Raw genomic sequence first — 21,121 nt, forward strand, 5'->3', positions numbered from 1 at the left:
CCGCCGTAAATTCATGGCTGAAAGGAGGGCTCGGCGCAAATCGCTGGTTGTTGCAAGGCGATAGTACGCTTTTGCCACAAACGCTCGGGCCAGAGCCTGCCGGTCGAGAGGCTTTCGCCCCGGATAACGATAATTGGTTATATTTTTCGGTACATATCGTTCAACCTGGACAAGTTCCAGAATTGATACCAATCGTTCCTCCTGTTCAGTTAACGGTGTTGGCAAGCATTGGTTTAGATGAGGAAATAGACTTCCTTGGACACGTCCCATCAACCATGATATCGTGTCTATGAGCTTCATGGCATTCTCCTTGGATTGGTTTTGCTGGATACAAAACCATACCAGGAAATGCCATGAAGCTCTATTATTTCAGCATGTTAAATCAAAATATTCCCTGATTCTGTTATTACACGTCTTTTTGCAAGAGGCTCACATAAACAAAAGTTTTGGAGAAGGTAACTCTCGACGGCAGATTCACAGTCCCACAGCCCCATCCCTCACATCCAACCTTTGCGTTTGAAAAAACGTATCATCAAGATTGCAGAATCTCAAAAAGACGGATCCAGTAAACACCAGTCGATTCCATCGCCACGGTTTCAACATCGATTGCCTTAAACCATTCTGTCAGCGGATGCAGTTCACCGGCGAAAGTCCTGAAGGCCGAACAGGATCCTGGTCCCGATTGGGAGGGACGGCAACAACATGGAATTGCGAGCCGATGTCAATACCTGCAGCATTGGGATCTATCACTTGGAATTTTTCCTGTTTGACATACTTGTGTGCAGCAAGCTGTTTCACCCGATTCTGAATTCATCCCTAGATGCACTACCCCCATTTTGCCAAAGGAGCAGAATAGTGTTTTTTACCGTCTGAAGTGTTCCGTTTTCACCGGCCTGCTTCAGCCAGCCAAGACGCAGGGGCAAGGTGAAACGGACGTCATCCCAGACCCAGGCCGTGCCGCTGCCGGCTACCGCCAGAGCCTCATCCTCGCGCATGATTGCCAGGCCCTGGCCGTCGAGGACCAGTTCGCGCACCACACTTTCATCCATGGCGTCAACCACCTTTTTTTGTAGCAGGCCATGACCGTCGAACTTGTCCTGGACGATCTGGTAATACGGACAGTCACACACCGACCAGATCCATGGGAGGGCCGCAGCCTTATGCCAATCCAATTCGCTTCCCCTGGGCAGGATCGAGTCAGGGACCACAATGGCAATCCTGAAGTTGCTCACAAAGACTGTTTCGATCCCGCTGTCCTGGCAGTCGCCAAAGAAAAAACCGACATCGATCAACCCTTGCCTGAGCATCTCAGGTGTTCGTATCGTCTGGCTTGAGACAAACACCACGTTGACATCGGGAAGGACGGCCGCAAGCGCCCTGCTCAACCTGCTGACCTGGAGGAACGCGCCATCAGTGTTCAGACCGATCCTGCAGGTACCAAAGTTTCTGCCACTGATCTCTTCGGCCTTTGCCTGCATGTCCTGGGCGGCACGGATCACATCTTCAGCATAAGAATGAAGGATCCGGCCCTGGCCAGTCAGCTCCATTCCCCTTGCAGAGCGGGCAAAGAGCTGGACCCCCAGCTCCTCTTCCAGCAGCCGTATCTGGGAGGAGAGTGCCGACTGGCTGATATTGAGCTGTTCAGCGGCGCGGGTCAGGTTTCGAGTGGCGACAATTTCCAGAAAAGATCTGACCTGATAAAGCTCCATCTTGTTACCGTTCGATAAATTCGAACGCCTCAATTGAAAAAGATAATTTGCATTTTTATGGTATTCTCTTAAGAATAGGCACAAATATAGCATTAATTCAATTGGCTGTCACACACATACCATAAATGATGGAGAAGATTATGGACAAGATCAACCTCGCGGAACAGTTCGCAAAAATCAATGAGTACTGGCAGCCCCTTGTCGTGGGCGAGCTGAACGGCCAGCTGGTGAAGCTAGCTAAAGTCAAGGGGGAGTTCCTCATGCATCACCATGAGGAAGAAGATGAGATGTTCCTGGTCGTACGCGGGCAGCTGGAGATTGTTTTCAGGGACCGCAAGGAACTCCTTGAGCAAGGAGAGTTCCTCGTGATCCCCCGTGGAGTAGAGCATATGCCCGTGGCCGCTGAGGAAGTTGAGATCATGCTCTTCGAACCAGCCTCGACACGCAATACCGGCAACATTGTCAACGAAAGGACGGTGGAGAATCCCCGATCCATTCTTTGAAATATTCTATAAACAACACGGGTGGTTACCGAATGAACCCAGCACACTCCCTGCAAACACTGCCGAATTACCTTCAGCTTGACGAACATCTCCACACCTCCGGGCAGCCCTCCCCGGTGCAGCTTGAAGCGCTGGGCAGCCAGCGGATACGCACAGTGATCAACCTCGCCCTGCCTACTTCCGACAATGCGGTCGAAAATGAGGCGGCGATTATCACCGGCCAGGGGATACGGTATTTGCAAATCCCAGTAAATTGGGAGACTCCCCTGGCGGACGACTACGCCCTGTTTGCGTCTCTGTTTCCTCTTGTCAACAGGAGCCCCCTGCTCATCCACTGTGCCAAGAACATGCGGGTCTCTGCCTTCATCTACCTCTATCGTCGGGTTGTCGGCGGGCTCAGTCATCGCTCTGCCGCAGGGAGCCTGCAAAAAATCTGGACGCCGACCGATCAGTGGTTCTGGTTCATTAACCGGGTCCTTGAAGAGGCAGGGCTGAATGAAGAGGATTTCACCTGAGCACGGCTTACCTATTGAGACAATCTGGCTGCCCATCTACGATGCGCGATTTTTCGCAGTCTCCTGCATGATGCAGGACATTGGCCAATAGCATAACCCAGAACTATGAAAAGACAAACCACGCCCTCCAGACAAGACAAGATCGGCCCGATCAGGATGAGTGGCCTCATCATCGGCCCGATCCTCGGTTCCGGGATAATCATCCTGCCTCCGCTCGCCCAACAGCTGGCGGGGGACTGGGCCGTAACCGCCTGGGCCGCCACAGTCTGCATTTCGATGCTCTTTGCCTGGATCTTCGGCAGGCTCAGCCTGCTCTATCCGGGAGATTCAGGAATAACTGCAGCGGTGGAAAGAGCCTTTGGTTCACGGGTGAAGAAGCTCACCTCGGTGTATCTGGTTGGCGCCGTCTGCTTCGGGCCGGTCGCTGCCATGTTGACCATCGCCACCTACCTGTTTCCCGCTGCCGGTCCCGGCCGGATTTTGGTTAGTATTTTTCTCAGCCTGACGACCTTTGGCCTGCTCCTCATGAGACTCTCCTTCATCGGTACTGTAGCCCTGGTCGCCAGCTCTGCAACAATTAGCGTTCTGTTTTGTGGCAGTGTTGCCGCGCTGGTGCAGGATGGTGTGCGCATTATTCCGCAATCAACGTTCCACCCCGACGATTTTCTATATACCCTGCTGCTGCTTTTCTGGTCAGTGGTAGGTTGGGAGGTGATCGGCAATTACAGCGGCGAAATTCATCACCCGAGAAAAAACCTGCCGCGCGCAGTCACATTCAGCGCCCTGGTCATCGCGGCCGTCACCATCACCGTGGCACTGGCCGTCCAAACCGCGGCGGCTTCCGGTGCAGTCCCTTCCCTTGCCGCAATAGTCGGCACCGTCCTAGGGGGACTCGCTTCCCCGATCATGAGCGTACTGGCTTTCCTGCTTTGCGGCTGCGCGATCCTGCTCTTTGTCGGCGGTACTACACGGCTCATGGCTTCCCTTGGCGATGAGGGAATTCTCCCGAGAGGCGTGGCATCCCGCTCCCGCACCGGCGCCCCTTACGTGGCCCTTGGTTTGCTCACCCTGGTCCACCTCGGGTTGCTCGGCGGGGTGTATCTGGAGTTGTTCGATATTGAAGAACTGGTGGCGATCGCCAACGGGTTCTTTATCTGCAACGCCATGATCGGCATCATCAGTGCCATGAGGATCTTTGACGACACCGCAGCAAAAGTGATCGGTACAACGCTCAGCCTGATCCTGTCGCTCATCCTCCTGCGTAGTTCCCTACTGATACTGGCATCCCTTGTGGCGGTTGCCCTCTGTATGTTGAAGCCGCGGATTTTCCCTCTTCGGCGGCGTATCTTGCAGGCAGACGGCAAGCCTATGCAGGAGATATAGAGTCGCAAGAGACAAACCGCAGGTGTCAACTTCTTAGTCGCAGCTCTCTCCCCATATCCACATGCTCCGTTCGACTTTTTTCACACCTTCTGCCAGGTGGGTGTCATGAGAAACGACTCCTTGCAGCTGCCGAACATCCGCAGGAACATGGAATACGAAACGGATAAGTGCAGTTCTTCGGCAGGAATTACTTCCTGGCACCTCTCTTAGACAAATACCTGTATTTCAGGTGCAGTATATCGCGCAATCTCCGAATATTGCTCATGAGCCAAGATGCCTAATCTTGCTTGCAAACCATCACAATTCCCATTACCTTGATTGATTTCGACAAAGAGGCGATACAAGAAACAAAGAGGTTAAAGGGACACTGGAATGGCCAGAAAAAGTAACTGCATATTTTTTGCCGTCATACTTGCGGTATGCTTCAACCCCTGGGACACAGTGAAAGCCAATGAACCATCTCCAATCGTGGATACCGGGCAAAATCTATGCTATGACAATCGACGCCATATCCCTTGCCCTGGTCCTGAAAGTATCTTTTACGGCCAGGACGCCCACTACCAGAACAGGCAACCCTCCTATACCGACAATGGCGATGGCACAGTTACAGACAATGTTACCGGTCTGATGTGGTCAAAGGGAGTAGATGAAGGCAAACTCTCTCTGATAGAGGCCCAGCAAAAGGCTCTCCAGATGACTTTGGGCGGACACCACGACTGGCGGATCCCTACGATCAAAGAGCTCTACACCCTGATCAATTTTCAAGGCCGCACCGGAACTCCCGGGAGATATGGAGCTGTCGCCAGTTCTCCGCCAGACGCTATCCCGTTTATAGATACCGATTATTTTGATTTCCGATATGGAAACACGGCCGCAGGTGAACGCTATATCGATGCTCAATGGCTATCTGCAACACCGTATGTCAGCACGACAATGGGTAATATGCAAACCCTCTTTGGGGTCAATTTCGCAGATGGGCGTATCAAGGGCTACGGTTACCAAAGAGTTGGCAGTTCATACCACGTGAAGAAATTTTACGTTCGCTATGTGCGTGGAAACGCTTACGGTGAAAACGATTTCAGGGACAACGGAGACGGGACGATTACAGACAGGGCCACCGGGCTTATGTGGATGCAAAGGGACTCGGCACGAGCCATGAATTGGGAGGAAGCGCTCCAGTATGCAGCATCCCAAGAATTTGCCGGGTATAGTGACTGGCGGTTGCCCAACGCCAAGGAATTGCAATCAATCGTCGACTATACCCGTTCGCCCGACATTACCCTCTCGCCAGCCATAGCCCCTATTTTCGAATCAACAGAGGTGATCAATGAAGCCGGAAACAAAGATTTTGGTTTTTATTGGACTTCCACTACCCACGTAGAAGGACCCCAGCCGATGATGGCTGTCTATATAGCCTTCGGCAGGGCCATGGGTCAGATGCAGGGTCGTGCTTTGGATGTCCACGGAGCCGGTGCCCAACGTAGCGACCCCAAAACAGGGGAGCCTGAGTCTGGCTGGGGCCCTCAGGGAGATTCACGACGAGTGCTGAATCTGGTGCGGTTGGTTCGTGGGGGATATGTGATTGCACACCTCGGAACACCTTCAAAGACGAAAAGCGGTTACCCTGATACGGTAAATATTATCACAGAATTCAGCCCGGAAGCTACGGCTGCACTGAGGCAATTTCTACAAGCAATGCCTGGCCCGGAAGCCGGTATAAACAACGACTCACACCAAATTGACATGGGTGGTTTCAAGGATCTAAGAACCGGAAGTGCGCCACAAGGTATCCCACCGCGACAACAAAACCGTGCAATGGATCGCCAGGGACGAAGCGGCATAGACCAACCAACCGGTACACAATGGGTTCAGCGATTAGATAGAAACAGGGACGGAAAAGTATCTGACTCAGAATTTGATGGTCCCAAACAACATTTTTCTGACTTCGATAATGACGGAGATGGTTATATTACAGCCGACGAAGCTCCGACCGGGCCACCATTGCGACAACCCCAACCGTAAAGGACAGGAACAGTGAACCACGCAAAACATGTCACTGTGGAGTTAATAGTGCTCTTACTCCTGTTCCACATAAGTCCCGGCATCTGCGCGGGAAAAACCAACACAGGTTTTACAACCCAAGAACTGGCCTGGATCAAAGCGCATCCGTCACTCCGTTTAGCAGTCAGTGGAGTCCCTGCTCCCATCTCCTTCTGGGGTGACGCAACAGCCCCAGCCCCTCCTCCGCCATTGCCAGCTCAAGAGCAAAGGCCAAACAATCCGGTCCCACCTGACCAAAAAAAGCTCATAAGCTATTACCGTGGGCCAGCTCCCCCTCCAGGTCAACTCGAAATGCATCAAAAGCAAGATGATCTGATACACGTGAGCGAGGCCCAACAGGATATGTTCAAGGGTGTGGCTGCGGATTATCTTCAGGAGATTACAGCCATCACCGGAATTCGCTTTCATGTCGTCCTAGCCGCACAGCATAACCATCAAGTCCTTCACGAGGCTCTGATTAATGGACGAGCTGATATAATGCCCAGCGTTATACTGGGGAATTCTCCCAGTGATCACCCCGAATTATTTCGAAGCCATTCGTATATCGAAGTACCGGTTGTGATTGTAACCCGAAAGGAGACCGCCTATATCGACGACCTGGAAACCCTCAAATCCATGCGTGTGGCAGGGGTACTCTCCATCGAATCCAAATGGGTTCAACTTGGAGGTTTCCCCCCCCCTTTACCCATATCGGCCCAGAAGAGGGTCTTCGCGGCGTAGCCACTGGAAAATATGATGCCTTTATCTGCGAACTCACCGGAGTTTCCATGGCTCTGGCTGACATGCCTCTTACCAATATCAAGATCTCAGGTGAACTCCCCTTTCCATCGAAGTTCGCCCTGAATACGTCCCAGCAGATAAAAGATTTCATCCCGATTTTCAATAAAGCTTTGGCGGCAATTCCTCAGGAACGCAAAAATGCCATCTGGGAAAAGTGGTTTAGAATCGAGTACGAGAAGAAGATGATCTCTTCCCTCTGGGTACAAACAGTTCTTATAGGAGCAGGCCTGCTGACTCTTTGCGCTTTAGCGATTGTCTTCTTTGTTCAGCGCCGATTCAAACGCATCAAAATGGCTGTAGAAGCACTGGATCCGCATCTTTTAAGCGTACGGATGGATCAAAATGTCATTATCACCGAAGTAACGGAAGCCTTTTGCCGCGTCACGGGCTTTGATTGTAAAGATTTGATAGGACAGCCGCTTATGTCCTTGGGCAGTCCGGCAGAAGATAGTCCCAATGCCTTTCATCAGATTTGGAAAACCCTCCAAGAAGGCAATCACTGGCAGGGCGAGGTGAAGTTGCTAAAGAAAGACGGATCGATCATGTGGGTGGAAGCGGTGGTTTCTCCGCTCAGAAGAGAAAATGACAGGAATGATGGTTATACAGCCATTTACCAGGACGTTAGCGAGCGAAAGTATTTTGAGAACCTGGCGATTCGTGACGAACTTACCGGACTTTTCAATAGACGACATTTTAATGACATTGGCCCTGTCCTCTTGCGCAGAGCGCAGGAGGAACACGGGATATTTGCCCTCATTTTGTTGGACGTGGATAATTTCAAGAAGTACAACGATAATTACGGCCACCCTAATGGAGATAAGGTTTTATCAGCCATCGGCGCTGAGTTGCGAAGAGTCTTTCAGCGCCATGACGACATGGTGTTCCGCATGGGAGGAGAGGAATTCGGGGCTGTAGTGGTAATGTCACATCCCGATGATGTTGTTCTCTGTACCCAAAAAATTCTCTCGTGCATTCGCGGTTTGAACATACTGCATAAATACAATCCACCAGGAATTGTGACTGTTTCTATTGGCGTTTGCACTATAAAAGACTTTACGGATTACGACGATATCGGCAGGATCTACCAGGTCGCCGATGAAGCTCTCTACCAAGCAAAATCCGCTGGTCGCAATCAAATCTGTTTAAAGAGCGCTGAGAACATAAACGGAGACTTTGTTTAGGCCTCTTCCTGGAGAAAAAGAAAGAATCCGGGTATCAAATTCTCAAATAACAGATGGACGTCTTATCATTAGGGCGGCCATGCATATTCCTTCCATGCAGCATATACTCTGCAGCTGACGCCATTGGGCACCCACCCTCGCCCCCCTGGTTTGCCTGGCAATCACCGTTGTCGCCGCCATGGAACTGCATAACTGTTGGCGGCGGAAACGCACATGATCTCAGATCGTCGCCACTTCGTGCCAATACCTGTTGATAGAATTTTGAATATCCCGCAGAACAGCCTCTTTTTTTTGCGGCTCAAACAGGTGTCTGAAGCGGCCCTGTTGCTCCAGGTAGGTTTCAACCGGCAACAACTTGCTGAAGGTCTTGTTGTGGCTGACCTTGCCGTCAGTGAACTCTTTCAGTGGCCAGACTCCAGTACGTACCGCCAGCTTGCCGATGGTCATGGTTTCCTTCGGATCGAAATCCCAGCCGGTTGGGCAAGGGGCCAGGGTGATGATAAAGCGCGGGCCGGAAATAGACTTGGCTTTTTCTATTTTCTGTGCCAGGTCAAGTGGTTCGGAACCGATGGCCGTTGCGACATAGGCTGCGCCGTTGGCTGCAAGGATCGAGAACAGATCCTTTTTGAACCCTTTGTGGCCATATGCACATCTGCTCGTTGCGGTTCGGGCAGCGTGAGGCGTCGCTGCGGAGTACTGTTGGCCAGTGTTGCCATAGCCTTCGTTGTCATAAACGATGTAGAGGTAATCGAGACAACGGTCTATGGTGCCGGAGGTGGCTGAGATGCCCATGCCATAGCCGCTGCCGTCACCGGTAAGAACAACCACATCCAGGTCATCAGCGACCTCGATTCTCCCCTTGTCCATGAGGATATCCAGCGCGTCGCGCACCCCTTGCGCACCTGCCGGCGCCGCACCCATAGCGGTGTAGAGCCAGGATCCGCGAAATGGTGTAAACGGGTAGACCGAGAGCAGGGTCATACAGCCTGCGGCGTTGACGAAGATCGTATTTTCGCCAAGGACATCATAGGCGATATGGATCGCCTCCAATCCTCCGCACCCGGCGCACATAGGCGTACCCGCGCTGAGCAGATGGCTTTTGGGAAGGTCTTTCTGGCGTTGAAATGCGGTTTCAGTCATGGTGCACCTCCTCAAAGGGAATGCGGACTCCGGCAATTGCCTGGAGCTTGCGCATCTCCAACAACTCTGTTTCGGTGTAGAGCAGCCGGGGTGGTGGAGTGGCGCCAGCAGCAGCGCTGTCTCGCAGCGTTTTGGCAATTTCAAAAAGCTCTTCATACGGCAGATCCCGGCCACCCAGGCCGCCGATGAAGCTGGCCAGGATTGGCGGGGCTCCCGGTTTGCCGTACAGAGCGGAAGCCAGTTCAGTGTGCAACACGCCGCCCTTACCCATGGAGATGTTTTGATCGATGACCGCGATCGCTTTCTTACCTCTGGCAAGCGAATATATCCGCTCGACGGGAAACGGACGCAGCATATGGGGACGAATGAGTCCAATCTTCCAGCCCGCATCACGCAAGCTGTTCACAGCTTCCTTGCCTTTTGTCGCAAAGGAACCGATCATAAGAAAGAGATACTCGGCATCTTCGTGGCGGTATCCTTCTACAGCATCGTGACGCCTGCCAAAGGTCCTCGCAAATTCCTCGGCAATCTCCTCGTAGACACTCAGGCCTCGTTGTGCAGCCAGATGCTGGCTGTAGCGGAAATAGGAATAGGTAGAGCCGCCAAGGACGGCCGAGGCGTGACTCAGGGGTGCTCCGGCCTTGAAATGGATGGATCCTGAGTCAAATTCACCGACAAAGGTGCGGCTTGCATCATCATCTGGAATGGCAACAGGTTCCCGAGTGTAGGAGAGATAAAATCCATCGAGGTTAACAATGACCGGCAGTCTGATTTCCGGATGTTCCGCCAGCCGGTAGGCCATGAGAATGGAGTCGAGCACTTCCTGGCAGGTAGCGCAGTGCAGTTGCAGACAGCCGGAATCCCGGGCGGCCATGATATCGTTATGATCGGACTCGAGAGTGAGCGGAGCGGCAAGACCCCTGGAGACATTGACCATGACAAAGGGTACACGCCAACCCGCAACCGTATAGATCATCTCCATGCCATGTAACAGTCCCTGGCTCGAGGTGGCAGTGAAGGTACGGACACCGGTTGCAGCGGAACTCCCTGCCGCGGTTATCATGGAATGTTCCGATTCTAACGTGACGAGCCGGGTGTCAAGGTCACCGTTGTCGACCCAATAGGCGAGGGTCTCCAGAATCTCGGTCTGCGGGGTGATGGGAAATGCCGGAATATAATCGACGGCGGCAAGCCGGGCACCCCAGGCCGCCGCTCCATTGCCGGTTAACAGGGTTCGTTTCATGATGGCACCTCCTGTAGTGTAACCTTATCCGCGTCCTTCTCCGCTATGGCGAGAATGGCGTGGGATGGGCACTGCATCACGCAGACCATGCAACCCTTGCAGTGGTCGTAATCAATCCTGGTATAGCGGTTCTCGGTGACCGAGATGGCACTGTCCGGGCAGAAGGTGGAGCAGATCCACCAGCATTGGCGGCATTTGTCATATTGAATAACAGGCCGCATTGTTCGCCAGAGTCCGGTCTGAACCTTGCTGCTTGTGCCACCGCCGTAAATGGCCGGGGCGCAGATGGCAGCCGGATCTGGGGCCAGCTCGAGCCATTTCGGTGGTTCATACCCAACGGCACTGATCGCCGCACCTTCCTCAATGATCGTGTCATGTTGCGCCAGCAGGGAAAAAGTTGCGTTGGCGTGATCGATATTGGTGGAGACGGTATGAGGTGATCGGTCCGCCATTTCCTCTTCGATGGCCTTCTTCAAGGTCGCCTGATCAAGGACACCCGTTAACCTGGCCGCTCCACCCACGCAGCTCACTCCAGCATATCGGCGCTGCAGCGGATCAACGGCCTGGGTGTCGACGGGGATAGTGAACAGTGTGTTTTTCAGGTTGAGCCGGTGTTGCCAGCTCTTCTCATCCGTGTCCGAGTAGAACAGGAAAATGGTCCGGTCCGTCAAACCTGAGAGAACTCCTGCCGCCGGCAGACCTATAAGGCTGTCGTCGGCGACGACCACGAGATCCGGGTGCTGGATGATCCCGCGTTCGTTGATCGGTGATTTTGCCGCCCGGACATACGCGAAGATAGGAGCACCACGGCGTTCCGCACCATAGCGTGGTGCGTCCTGTACCTCATATCCTGCAAGAAAAAAGGCCCGACCGAGAATGCGGCTTGCGGTCTTCATACCTTGCCCTCCCCGCCCATGAAAGCGAATGCGATACATAGTCACACCTCCTCATATTGTAAGGGTGCGGAGCCGTGGGTAACCCAGGTCGGATATCTCGGGGTCCGGTTTCCGGTTCCGTATCAATCTGTGATGACGCTCCGCGTCTCGCTCAATTCAGGTGGTCTGGTACCTTTATTATAGCACTGTTGACCAGGTAAAAGGAAATGAAGGGACAGTACTCCAGGTTTTATTGCACATTTACTCATTCGGCCTCAACCCCTTACAGCAAAACAATTGATATATTAATTAAGTGATTACCAAAACAACCTTAACAACCTATTTTAAAGATAGATTTTTACAATATACGATGAGGAACTTTTCGGCGCTTCTGTACTTATGATGAACAAAAGCATTATACTGCAAAGAAGATGACAGTTTTCTCTTGAAGAGCTCGGTATCTCAGACGTTACTGTCACTTTAACCTGTAAATGTCTTCGGAACTTCTCTATGGAAATCAAACAACATCAAGAAGGCACTGAAACGCTAAAGCAGTGCATGAACAATTACCATTCGATCTTCGAGAATGCGATTGAGTCCATTGTTGTCTGGGATGACGATTACCACATATTAAAGGCCAACCCGTCGACCTCAAGTTGTTTCGGCTACTCTTTTGAAGAGCTGTCAAAGATGCAGATCAACCAGTTAGAGACCGGAGAGGAAGCCCAAGAGATCCCAGAACGAGTCAAATCTGTGCTTGAGCACGGGCAAGCTGTATATGAAACTGTCCTGCAGCATAAGAATAAAACCAATATCCATGTGGCCGTGAGCTTAAGCAGGATAACGTGGGATGACCGCGAAGCATTCTGCAGTATCTACCATCATATTGCAAAAACAAAACAAGATAACGAGTTGCTCAATGAAAGTGAGGCCCGATTCCGTGCTATCACAGATTCAACCAAGGATGCCATAATAATGATGGATGAGAACGGGCTCATATCTCTCTGGAATCCTGCGGCTGAAAAGCTTTTCGGTTACACTGATTCAGACGTCAGAGGTAAAAACCTTCACACTCTCCTGGCGCCATCTCGATATCACCAGCAATATGCCAAGGCCTTTCGTAAATTTCAGCAAACAGGAGAAGGCAATGCCATAAACAGCACTCTTGATCTGCAAGCATGCCACAGAGATGGTCATGAGATATCCATTGAACTTTCCCTGTCCAGCCTCCACGTGCTCGACACATGGCATACCATCGGCATTGTTCGTGATATTACAGAACGCAAGATAGCTGAAGAAAAGCTCAGAGAAAGCGAAGAGCGCTTTCGGGCCCTGCATGACGCTTCCTTTGGTGGTATTGCTATCCACGATCAAGGTGTGATTATTGACTGTAACCAGGGACTCTCTGAGATAACTGGCTATAGTCGAGATGAATTGATTGGAATGGACGGTCTTCGGCTTATTGCCCCAAATTGGAGGTCGATGGTTAAAGAGAAAATCCGCTTAGGTCATGAAGCAACCTATGATGTAGAAGGTCTTCGAAAAGACGGTTCCACCTATCCACTGAGTATTCGTGGCAGCAATATTCCATACAAGGGTCATGAGGTTCGTGTAACTGAATTTCGTGATATCACTGAGCGTAGACAAGTTGAAGAGGAGCGCAAACGGTTGGAGGACCAGCTCATGCAGGTCCAGAAAATGGAGGCCATCGGCACTCTCGCAGGCGGGGTTGCCCATGATTTCAATAATATCCTCAGTGCTATTCTCGGCAATGTGGATCTCGCCCGGAATTTGACTCCGACAACTTCTCCTGTGGCCAAGCTTCTTGACAAAGCGTTGACAGCAATCCAGCGGGCGACTTTACTGGTGAGCCAGATTCTTGCATTTAGCAGGCAGGAAGATACCAAGCGACAACTGTTACGGGTTAGCCCAATCATTGAAGAAGCCATCAAACTGCTTCGACCGCTGCTGCCCTCCACTATCGACATAATTCAACAGGTCGAGGATGATACTGAGACTATTCTCGCCGATCCGACGCAGATTCATCAAATTTTGATGAATCTCTGCACCAATGCATTCCATGTGATGGAACTGAGCGGTGGGACCCTCACCATTTCTCTAAAGAGCACAGAATTATCTTCTGAGGATTTACAGCAGCATCCAATTATGAACCACGGCCGTTTTGTCATTATCACAGTTGGCGATACCGGTCCCGGGATTGCGCCCGAAGTGCGTGAGAGAATTTTTGATCCATACTTTACGACCAAAGAAGTCGGCAAAGGAACAGGTATGGGATTAGCCATAGTCCATGGCATTGTTAAGAGTTATGACGGCTTCATTACAGTTGAAAGTGAGTTGGGAGAAGGAACCCGGTTCCATATTCATCTACCTGCTGTCGAACAAACGGCGCCTTCATTGGAAGTTGAGGAGCATACAGTTACAGGAGGCAATGAACGGATTCTACTGGTTGACGATGAGGAAATTGTTGCAGACATGAGTCGGTCCATGCTGGAGCACTTAGGATATAAGGTGACAGTTTTCACGAACAGTGTAGAAGCCTTCAGCGTTTTTCAGCAAGCTCCTTTATTGTTCGATGTCGTGATAACCGATCAGACCATGCCGGCCATGACAGGATTTGAGCTTGCCCAGCGAATGCTGACAATACGGCCCGATATGCCGATAATTATCTGCACAGGCTACAGCAAAACATTATCTGAAGAAAAAGCACAGGCCCTGGGGATCCGAGGGTTTGCCATGAAACCTCTGGCAATCAAAGATATTTCAACACTTATCCGCAAAGTTCTTGATGGATAGACAGCTTCGGGATGAGGTGGAAAGTTGAAGTAGTGTGTGGTGCTTCCCATGCGATCGAGGGATTGAGGCGCTCAGTACAAATGAGCCCCCAGAAGCTTACTGTTTCTAGCCGCAGGCGCAGCTTTGATACGATAGGATAAAGATCTTCCTGTTGTGGGCATCAAAGCAGCCAAGGCTCAATTCATACTGGTTAAATACATGTAGTTCCTTAACAATATGGAGCTCCATAGCTTCGTGCCGGTTCATTGCGTATTGACCAAGAAAGGCACATGTCTTCGCCAGTGCCATGCATATCCTTCCGATGTTCTGCGTAGACGGTGACGTTGCTGTCGACGCATCTCTCCCTCATTGCAAACACATTTCTTCAAAAGAAAAAACAGGACACGACAATAGCATGAGTATCGCAGTCCCAGAAGGTCTTAGCTGACCCAGCTGATGAAAAAATGAGAGCATATTGAAAATATGCCTCTTTTAAGGACCGGTTCCATGCTGGCCCATTAAATGCTCATCATTTTTTTCATTGGAGTTGGACAAATTGTTCGAGGGACGATTTTCAACGACTTATCTCATCTATAAGCTGAAACGGCATGGCGTTATCTGCGATGGCAAAAATGAATCAGGAAAAAAGGTAAGCTTGCGGATTTATTTAAGTGAGTAATATTGCCAACACGAGCCTTTACCATGGTAAAAGGCACTCCTGAAAACCAATACCGTGATGTTAATTGCTTTCACCGCACCATAAGGCGAAGTGACATTCTATTTCAATGGTTCACGCATCATAATACAATAATCTGCCTCTGTCGTCGGCTCGTAAATACATTCAAGCTGCTTATAGCCCAACCTCTCATAGAATGAGATATTTTTCGGGGTGAATGTTTCAAGATAGGTTGGTATCCCGGCCTTGTCTGTCTGATCTAATATTTTGTCTACAAGGCCAACACCTAAACCTTTCCCCTGATGCTGAGGAAGTACTCCTAAAATAGATAAATACCAGGCATTTTCAGGTACTAAAGAAGAGGCTTTTTCAGACATAAAATCAACGATAGAGTTATAGGTACTTAAACTGGCCCCTCCCATATACTTTTCCAGAAACTCTTTCTTCTTTTTACTCCTCTCTGTTTCCAAGTCTTGCCTAAGAGGCTTTGTCCATACAGATATCCCATAACAATGGTCAGGAGGAACAACTACATCGCCATACTGTTCAGATTCCACAATGGAATAATCGAAATACCTGACCATCGCCTCTTTTGTAGAGCGATAATCTATTGATTTTTCGATCGTATTGTAAAAGGAATCTTCCTGAAGAGCATCATATAATGCTTCTGCAAATATCTTGTATCTGAATTTGTATTTCATCGAATGTGACATGTTTTCATTCTAGTAATTTTTGATGGTTACTACTCATCGCAAAAAATAACTCCATGCTTGCATCGTTGCAATATTCATGTTCTGCTCTTGCATTATTATCAAGGATCATGCAAAATTGCGCCATGTATGAAGGAATTGTGCATGTTGAAATTTTCAACAATGTTAAAATGGGAGGTGTTTGCACATGGTTGATCTTGATGATTTTGATAAAAAAATAATTGAGGTCTTACGAATGAATGGGCGTCTCTCAAACGTAGAGGTTGCTAAGCGGGTAGGTTTGTCGGATTCCAGCTGTTCTCGTAGGATTTCAAGATTAGAGAAAACTGGTGTAATACAGGGATATAGAGCTCTCACAGATCGTAGTAAGGTTGGACTGACAGTTAGAGCGTATTGTGGCGTTATTCGAGATATACATACAAAATGGGATAAGCTTGCTAAGGATTTAGCCAATATAGATGGGGTGATCAGTATTGCGGCGGTGTCAGGCGAGGTTGATCTTATGCTTGAGATTGTAGCAAAGGACATGCAGCATTATTATCATGTTGTATTACGGGATATTAGCAATATTAAGGGAGTAAATGGCACACATAGTTCATTCGTTCTTGAGGACATTAAATCTATTTTTTAAGTTTGAAAAGATATCCTCAGCACAATCTCGGTTGCTAATCATTAAGCGATTATTTGCATTACTAACCCCTCATACTTTAGAATTTTCTTAAGCTAAACAAGGCTACTGTTCAACTGTACTATGGTTGACCCATCCTTATTTTTCAGTTAACCTGTGGATGGAGTTGGTTGGTCTTTTTCTCGTCAGTCATTTTTCACACCCACTTGTGACATGTAATGTACCATCTGCACCATGGAGGAGCATATGGACGTTCTTCTTTTGTCTCGCCTGCAGTTTGCTTTTACCGTGATGTTCCATTATATTTTCCCGCCACTCACCATCGGGCTCGGGATCATACTGGCCTACCTCGAAACACGGTACTACTTCACCAAAAAGCAGGTGTTTGCCATCGCCTGCCAGTTCTGGACAAAGATTTTTGTACTCAATTTTGCGATCGGGGTCGCAAGCGGCATTGTCATGGAGTTTCAGTTTGGCACAAATTGGGCGACCTACTCGAGATTTGTCGGTGATGTCTTTGGCAGCGCTCTCGCCGCAGAAGGCATATTTGCCTTTTTTCTGGAGTCCGGCTTTCTTGCTGTGGTCGCTTTTGGGAGAAGCCGGGTCAGTGCTGGCTTCTATCTGTTCAGCATGTACATGGTGGCTTTGGGTTCTGTATTTTCATCGATCTGGATCGTGGTCGCCAACAGCTGGCAGCAGACCCCGGCCGGACACCATATTGTAGAGGTAATGAGACAAACCATAACGGCTGACGGTCAAACAGTTCTTGCTCCCTGGGTGGTTGATGGAGTCGTTCAGCGAAGGGCGGAAATTGTCGATTTTATGGGGATGGTCTTCAATCCATCGACTGTGCAGCGCTTAAGTCATGTGCTTCTCGGTTGTGCTGCGGTGGGTGGTTTTTTCGTCCTAAGCATTTCGGCCTATTATATTCTACAAGACAAGCATCGCGAGTTTGCCCGCCATTCATTTAACGGAGCCCTGGTATTCAGCTTTATCGCTGCAATCGGTCTTGGGGTTAACGGACATACTCAGGCACAGAATGTATATAAATACCAGCCCGCAAAACTGGCTGCCTTTGAAGGGCATTATACGACGGGCCGGGCTGCGCTCAATCTCATCGGCTGGCCCAACGAAAAGGAGGAGCGCATCGATTTTGAGATAAGCGTTCCCGGCGGCTTGAGCTTCATGGTTTTCGATGACTTCACCTTCAGTAAACCGGTGGTGGGGCTCGACAGATTCAGGCTGGAAGACAGACCGCCTCTGGCTATTCCCTTTTTTTCCTGGCGGGTTATGGTCGGTACCGGGGGCTTGATGATCGTATTGTGTGGCGCTGCCCTGTTCTATAACAGCAAAAAAAGGATACGCGAAAAACCCTTTATCCTCTGGAGCTTTGTTTTTGCGATCGGTTTTGTGATTCTGGCAAATCAAAGCGGCTGGATAGCGGCGGAAGTGGGGCGGCAGCCCTGGACCGTGCATCCGCCGGTTGTCTGGAATGAAAATGGAACAGACCTGATACTATCTGCAGACGGATTATATTACTATGACGAACTCCAGGGACTTCGCACCAGCAGTTCATTCAGTGCGGCGGTGGACAAATCTGAGGCGCAGCTCTCCCTCATACTTTTTACCGTTCTCTATCTCTTTCTTATTGCAGTCTGGATAATGGTGCTCGATCGTAAGATACGCATTGGACCTGAACCTCTGCCTGAGCCTTCGCCTGATGAAAAAGGTGGTTTCATAGATGCCTCGTCAGAGAGGCAGCATGCCCGCTTTACTGAAAACAGCCTTTAAGAGGAGGTGCCCGATGCTGACTCCTGAAATATTATCGCTGATATGGTTTGCGCTTCTCATCGTATTATTGGCTGGTTATGCCATTCTTGATGGATTCGATCTTGGCGTAGGGATTCTCCACCCGTTTGTTGCCAAAACTGATACCGAGAGAAGACTGATCATGAACTCGATCGGGCCGCTATGGGACGGCAACGAGGTGTGGCTCGTAACCTTTGGCGGGGCGCTTTTTGCGATGTTCCCCAATGCATATGCCTCGATTTTCAGCGCTTTTTACCTGCCATTTGTCTTCCTGCTCTTTGCCCTGATCTTTCGTGCGGTCTCCCTGGAATTTCGTTCAAAGCGCGTGAGTCCTTTCTGGCGCACAAGTTGGGATATCGGTTTTTTTGCTGGTTCCGCTCTGGCCGCGTTTTTGTATGGTGTAGCAATCGGAAGGGTAATGCAGGGCCTTGAACTCTCCGAGCTTGGCGATTATCAGGGCACCTTTTTTGAGATGCTTACCGGTTTTGCCATAAGTGTCGGTGTGTTGAGCGTGGCCCTACTCGCCATGCATGGCTCAATTTATCTTTATCTGAAAACAGAGGGCGAACTGCAGCAGCGACTTATCGGCTGGATGAAAGGCACCTATTATTTCTATGTGGTTTCGTTTGTGATTGTCACAATCTGGTCGGTGTTTTTTGTATCAACCTCGATCAGGAATTTTGGCGATGTTCCTCTTTTATGGCTGATTCCGGCCCTGAACCTGCTTGCCATCTGGAATATCCCGAGGGCTATAAAACAGCAAAAGCCATTTTACGCCTTTATGAGCAGCTGCGGGACCATCACCGCCCTTATCCTGCTCTTTAGCGCGGCAATTTTTCCTGATCTTTTGCCCGCATCGAACAACCCTGAATACTCAATAAACATATTCAATGGTGCATCCAGCCAGTTAACTCAGAAAATCGGCCTCATCATCGTTGCCATCGGAATGCCAATGGTGCTTTCATACACCATTGTGATCTACTGGACATTTCGAGGAAAGGTTGAGTTAGACGATCATAGCTATTAATCAATCTCTGTATGATACTGAAAAATCTTATTATCGGCTCCGGCCCGGCAGGGTATACCGCAGCAATTTATGCCGCCCGTGCAAATCTATCCCCCGTATTGCTGACGGGTATACAGCCAGGTGGACAGCTGACCACCACCAACGAGGTCGAGAATTTTCCAGGTTACCCGGAAGGTGTGACCGGCACCAGGCTTATGGAAGATTTACGCCTGCAGGCGGAGAGATATGAGGCAGAGGTTGTTCTCGATGCGGTCAGCAGGGTCGACTTCAACACCGGTGGAAACTACCATTCTGTCTGGACAGAAAATGGCGGGAAGTATGACGCACAGACCGTGATTATCGCCACCGGATCAGCTGCAAAATACCTCGGTCTGCCATCGGAACAGTCATTTGTGAACAGGGGTGTGAGCGGCTGCGCCGTCTGCGATGGCTTTTTTTATCGCGGCAAAAAAGTAGGCGTCGTAGGAGGTGGCGATACCGCCTGTGAGGATGCCATCTATCTCTCAAACATCTGCCCTGAAGTCAATCTTTTTGTACGCAGGGACGAGTTGCGAGCCTCAAGCATCATGCAGACCAGGGTTATGCAGATCGAAAAGATCCGTATCTTCTGGAATACGGAAATTCAGGAGGTTCTTGGTGATACTGATGTTTCCGGTGTCCTGGTGAGAAATAACAGTTCAGCTGCGGAGTCAAAGATTGAGCTGGAAGGACTCTTCATCGCCATTGGCCATACTCCTGCAACCGAGTTATTCAAGGAGCAAGTGGATTGTGATGACCAGGGCTATATAATTACCGTGCCGAATTCAACGAGGACCAGTGTGCAGGGTGTTTTTGCCTGCGGTGATGTAGTTGACAGGGTGTATCGACAAGCTATAACCGCAGCCGGTACAGGCTGCATGGCGGCTCTGGATAGTGAGCGGTATATTGCAAAGGTAACTGTTTGACCACCTACTCACTGCCATTCTTCATCATCTGGTCAAGAGCTTCTACCCCGCGTCTGCCCGCAAGCAACGCTCACTGGATTGATGGCATGTGCTGTACTCACTGCAATCAAAAATCATCTCACCCAGATGCGGAGCAACGTTGAAAGGATCGGGGCCTGGTGGCTTGGGCTGAGGCAGGGCATGTCGTATAGTCTAAAAAACACAGCAATACGAAGCGGAAAAAACGGTCTGTAACCTCAATAACCTGGTCCAGACAGACAACAGCCATCAACGGCTTGAAAAACTGGGTGATGGTACGTTCTGAGAAGCCGCATGATACAAAAGTTAGCAGTGATGGTGGGCCTCTGTTTGATTGTATGGTGATCGTCCTGAGATGAGGCGCCTTGGGAGGGTTGCAACAACCTTATGTCCCGGCAGGGTGCAATGTCGATCTGCCACCGTCAACGCTAATAATCTGACCCGTTATCCAGGATGATTCCTCTGAAAGCAGAAAGACCGCCAGCCGGGCAATATCCTCAGCCTTGCCAATTCGTTTCAGGGGATGAATCGCTGCAAGTTTTTCTGCAATCTCATCGTTTTTGATAATGGTCGAGGCGAGCGGGGTATCGGTTATTGAAGGGGCGATGCCGTTTACGCGTATCTTAGGTGCCAGCTCTGTTGCCAGGGCAAGAACCAGGCCATTAACAGCCCCTTTGGCCATACTGATTGAAGAGTGCAGCGGAAACCCCTGTATAGCCGCAACGCTCGAAAAAAAGACCATGGACGATTGCGAACGGCTCTTTTTCATCACAGGAAAGGCTGCCTGGGCAGCCAGTACAGCTCCCAGTCCATTAATCTTGAAATCATCAAGATAATCAGACGAGGATAGGCGCCTGAGACTTCCTGTATTGATGGAGCCTACCGCATAGACAAGACCGCTGCAGGTATCTCCTGCATCCTCCATTACCTTCGGGAAAAGAATGGGATTCATCACATCTCCGACCGTATAGCTGGCGCTATATGCATCAGCTACTGTTGCCAGCTTCTCACTGTCTCGGGCGACGATGTGTATGGGGATGTTTTTAGCGTGAAGGAGTCTCGCGATTTCTGAACCGATACCGCCGGAACCGCCATAGATTATTATTTTTCCTTCCATAGACCATCC

17 protein-coding genes and 1 pseudogene are annotated in these 21,121 nt (G+C 50.1%); 11 read left to right on the top strand and 7 right to left on the bottom strand.

Annotated features, from left to right (window positions below):
• Both BUF15_RS22700 and BUF15_RS22710 read right to left on the bottom strand, forming a co-directional pair.
• Window positions 1-192: pseudogene (locus BUF15_RS22700) on the bottom strand (IS5/IS1182 family transposase); the annotation flags it as partial.
• Between the two features lie 602 nt (window positions 193-794).
• The gene (locus BUF15_RS22710) at window positions 795-1,709 is read right to left on the bottom strand and encodes a LysR family transcriptional regulator (RefSeq protein WP_073616094.1); all 915 of its coding nucleotides are present in this window, start codon (window positions 1,707-1,709) and stop codon (window positions 795-797) included.
• A 140-nt stretch (window positions 1,710-1,849) separates the two neighbouring features.
• Between BUF15_RS22710 and BUF15_RS22715 the strand changes: the two genes are divergently transcribed.
• The 6 genes from BUF15_RS22715 to BUF15_RS22740 all read left to right on the top strand — a co-directional run bounded on the left by BUF15_RS22715 (window position 1,850) and on the right by BUF15_RS22740 (window position 8,132).
• Window positions 1,850-2,212, top strand: coding sequence for a cupin domain-containing protein (locus BUF15_RS22715; protein ID WP_073616096.1), 363 nt, complete (start codon window positions 1,850-1,852; stop codon window positions 2,210-2,212).
• 32 nt (window positions 2,213-2,244) lie between these two features.
• Window positions 2,245-2,727, top strand: a complete 483-nt coding sequence (locus tag BUF15_RS22720; protein ID WP_073616099.1) for a protein tyrosine phosphatase family protein — start codon at window positions 2,245-2,247, stop codon at window positions 2,725-2,727.
• Window positions 2,728-2,832: 105 nt separating this feature from the next.
• Complete coding sequence (locus BUF15_RS22725) at window positions 2,833-4,110, top strand: APC family permease (protein ID WP_073616101.1); 1,278 nt, start codon at window positions 2,833-2,835, stop codon at window positions 4,108-4,110.
• Between the two features lie 372 nt (window positions 4,111-4,482).
• Window positions 4,483-6,132 carry an Lcl domain-containing protein gene (locus BUF15_RS22730; RefSeq protein WP_073616103.1) on the top strand — a complete coding sequence of 550 codons (1,650 nt, stop codon included), beginning with the start codon at window positions 4,483-4,485 and terminating at the stop codon, window positions 6,130-6,132.
• Between the two features lie 330 nt (window positions 6,133-6,462).
• Window positions 6,463-6,891 (top strand): type 2 periplasmic-binding domain-containing protein, encoded by a 429-nt coding sequence (locus BUF15_RS26920; RefSeq protein WP_143170842.1) that lies wholly within the window; start codon window positions 6,463-6,465, stop codon window positions 6,889-6,891.
• A 47-nt stretch (window positions 6,892-6,938) separates the two neighbouring features.
• Complete coding sequence (locus BUF15_RS22740; RefSeq protein ID WP_073616107.1) at window positions 6,939-8,132, top strand: transporter substrate-binding domain-containing diguanylate cyclase; 1,194 nt, start codon at window positions 6,939-6,941, stop codon at window positions 8,130-8,132.
• 219 nt (window positions 8,133-8,351) lie between these two features.
• On the opposite strand, the gene BUF15_RS22745 is transcribed toward BUF15_RS22740, so the two are convergent.
• From BUF15_RS22745 to BUF15_RS22755, 3 genes are read right to left on the bottom strand one after another with little or no spacing between them, the layout of a single operon-like run.
• Window positions 8,352-9,272: a thiamine pyrophosphate-dependent enzyme gene (locus BUF15_RS22745; RefSeq protein WP_073616109.1), complete on the bottom strand. Its 921-nt coding sequence runs from the start codon at window positions 9,270-9,272 to the stop codon at window positions 8,352-8,354.
• Window positions 9,265-10,515: a pyruvate synthase gene (locus BUF15_RS22750; RefSeq protein ID WP_073616111.1), complete on the bottom strand. Its 1,251-nt coding sequence runs from the start codon at window positions 10,513-10,515 to the stop codon at window positions 9,265-9,267. The genes BUF15_RS22745 and BUF15_RS22750 overlap by 8 nt, the downstream gene beginning before the upstream one ends.
• On the bottom strand, window positions 10,512-11,450 hold the full coding sequence (locus BUF15_RS22755) for a 2-oxoacid:acceptor oxidoreductase family protein (protein WP_073616113.1): 939 nt from the start codon (window positions 11,448-11,450) through the stop codon (window positions 10,512-10,514). Before BUF15_RS22755 ends, BUF15_RS22750 begins: the two co-directional genes overlap by 4 nt.
• 450 nt (window positions 11,451-11,900) lie before the next feature.
• On the opposite strand from BUF15_RS22755, the gene BUF15_RS22765 reads away from it, so the two are divergent.
• Window positions 11,901-14,204 carry a hybrid sensor histidine kinase/response regulator gene (locus BUF15_RS22765; protein ID WP_084554407.1) on the top strand — a complete coding sequence of 768 codons (2,304 nt, stop codon included), beginning with the start codon at window positions 11,901-11,903 and terminating at the stop codon, window positions 14,202-14,204.
• Window positions 14,205-14,960: 756 nt separating this feature from the next.
• Here the strand turns inward: BUF15_RS22765 and BUF15_RS22775 are convergent.
• Window positions 14,961-15,560, bottom strand: coding sequence for a GNAT family N-acetyltransferase (locus BUF15_RS22775; protein WP_073616117.1), 600 nt, complete (start codon window positions 15,558-15,560; stop codon window positions 14,961-14,963).
• Window positions 15,561-15,756: 196 nt separating this feature from the next.
• Between BUF15_RS22775 and BUF15_RS22780 the strand changes: the two genes are divergently transcribed.
• The 4 genes from BUF15_RS22780 (at window position 15,757) to trxB (ending at window position 19,977) form a co-directional block, all read left to right on the top strand.
• On the top strand, window positions 15,757-16,200 hold the full coding sequence (locus BUF15_RS22780) for an Lrp/AsnC family transcriptional regulator (RefSeq protein WP_073616119.1): 444 nt from the start codon (window positions 15,757-15,759) through the stop codon (window positions 16,198-16,200).
• Between the two features lie 243 nt (window positions 16,201-16,443).
• Window positions 16,444-17,988, top strand: a complete 1,545-nt coding sequence (locus tag BUF15_RS22785) for a cytochrome ubiquinol oxidase subunit I (protein WP_073616121.1) — start codon at window positions 16,444-16,446, stop codon at window positions 17,986-17,988.
• A gap of 16 nt (window positions 17,989-18,004) precedes the next feature.
• Window positions 18,005-19,033, top strand: a complete 1,029-nt coding sequence (gene cydB, locus BUF15_RS22790; protein ID WP_073616164.1) for a cytochrome d ubiquinol oxidase subunit II — start codon at window positions 18,005-18,007, stop codon at window positions 19,031-19,033.
• A gap of 11 nt (window positions 19,034-19,044) precedes the next feature.
• Window positions 19,045-19,977: a thioredoxin-disulfide reductase gene (gene trxB, locus BUF15_RS22795; RefSeq protein WP_073616122.1), complete on the top strand. Its 933-nt coding sequence runs from the start codon at window positions 19,045-19,047 to the stop codon at window positions 19,975-19,977.
• A 403-nt stretch (window positions 19,978-20,380) separates the two neighbouring features.
• On the opposite strand, the gene BUF15_RS22800 is transcribed toward trxB, so the two are convergent.
• The gene (locus BUF15_RS22800) at window positions 20,381-21,112 is read right to left on the bottom strand and encodes an SDR family NAD(P)-dependent oxidoreductase (protein WP_073616124.1); all 732 of its coding nucleotides are present in this window, start codon (window positions 21,110-21,112) and stop codon (window positions 20,381-20,383) included.
• Between the last annotated feature and the right edge of the window lie 9 nt (window positions 21,113-21,121).

It is taken from the genome of Desulfopila aestuarii DSM 18488, from assembly GCF_900143695.1.
GTDB lineage: Bacteria > Desulfobacterota > Desulfobulbia > Desulfobulbales > Desulfocapsaceae > Desulfopila > Desulfopila aestuarii.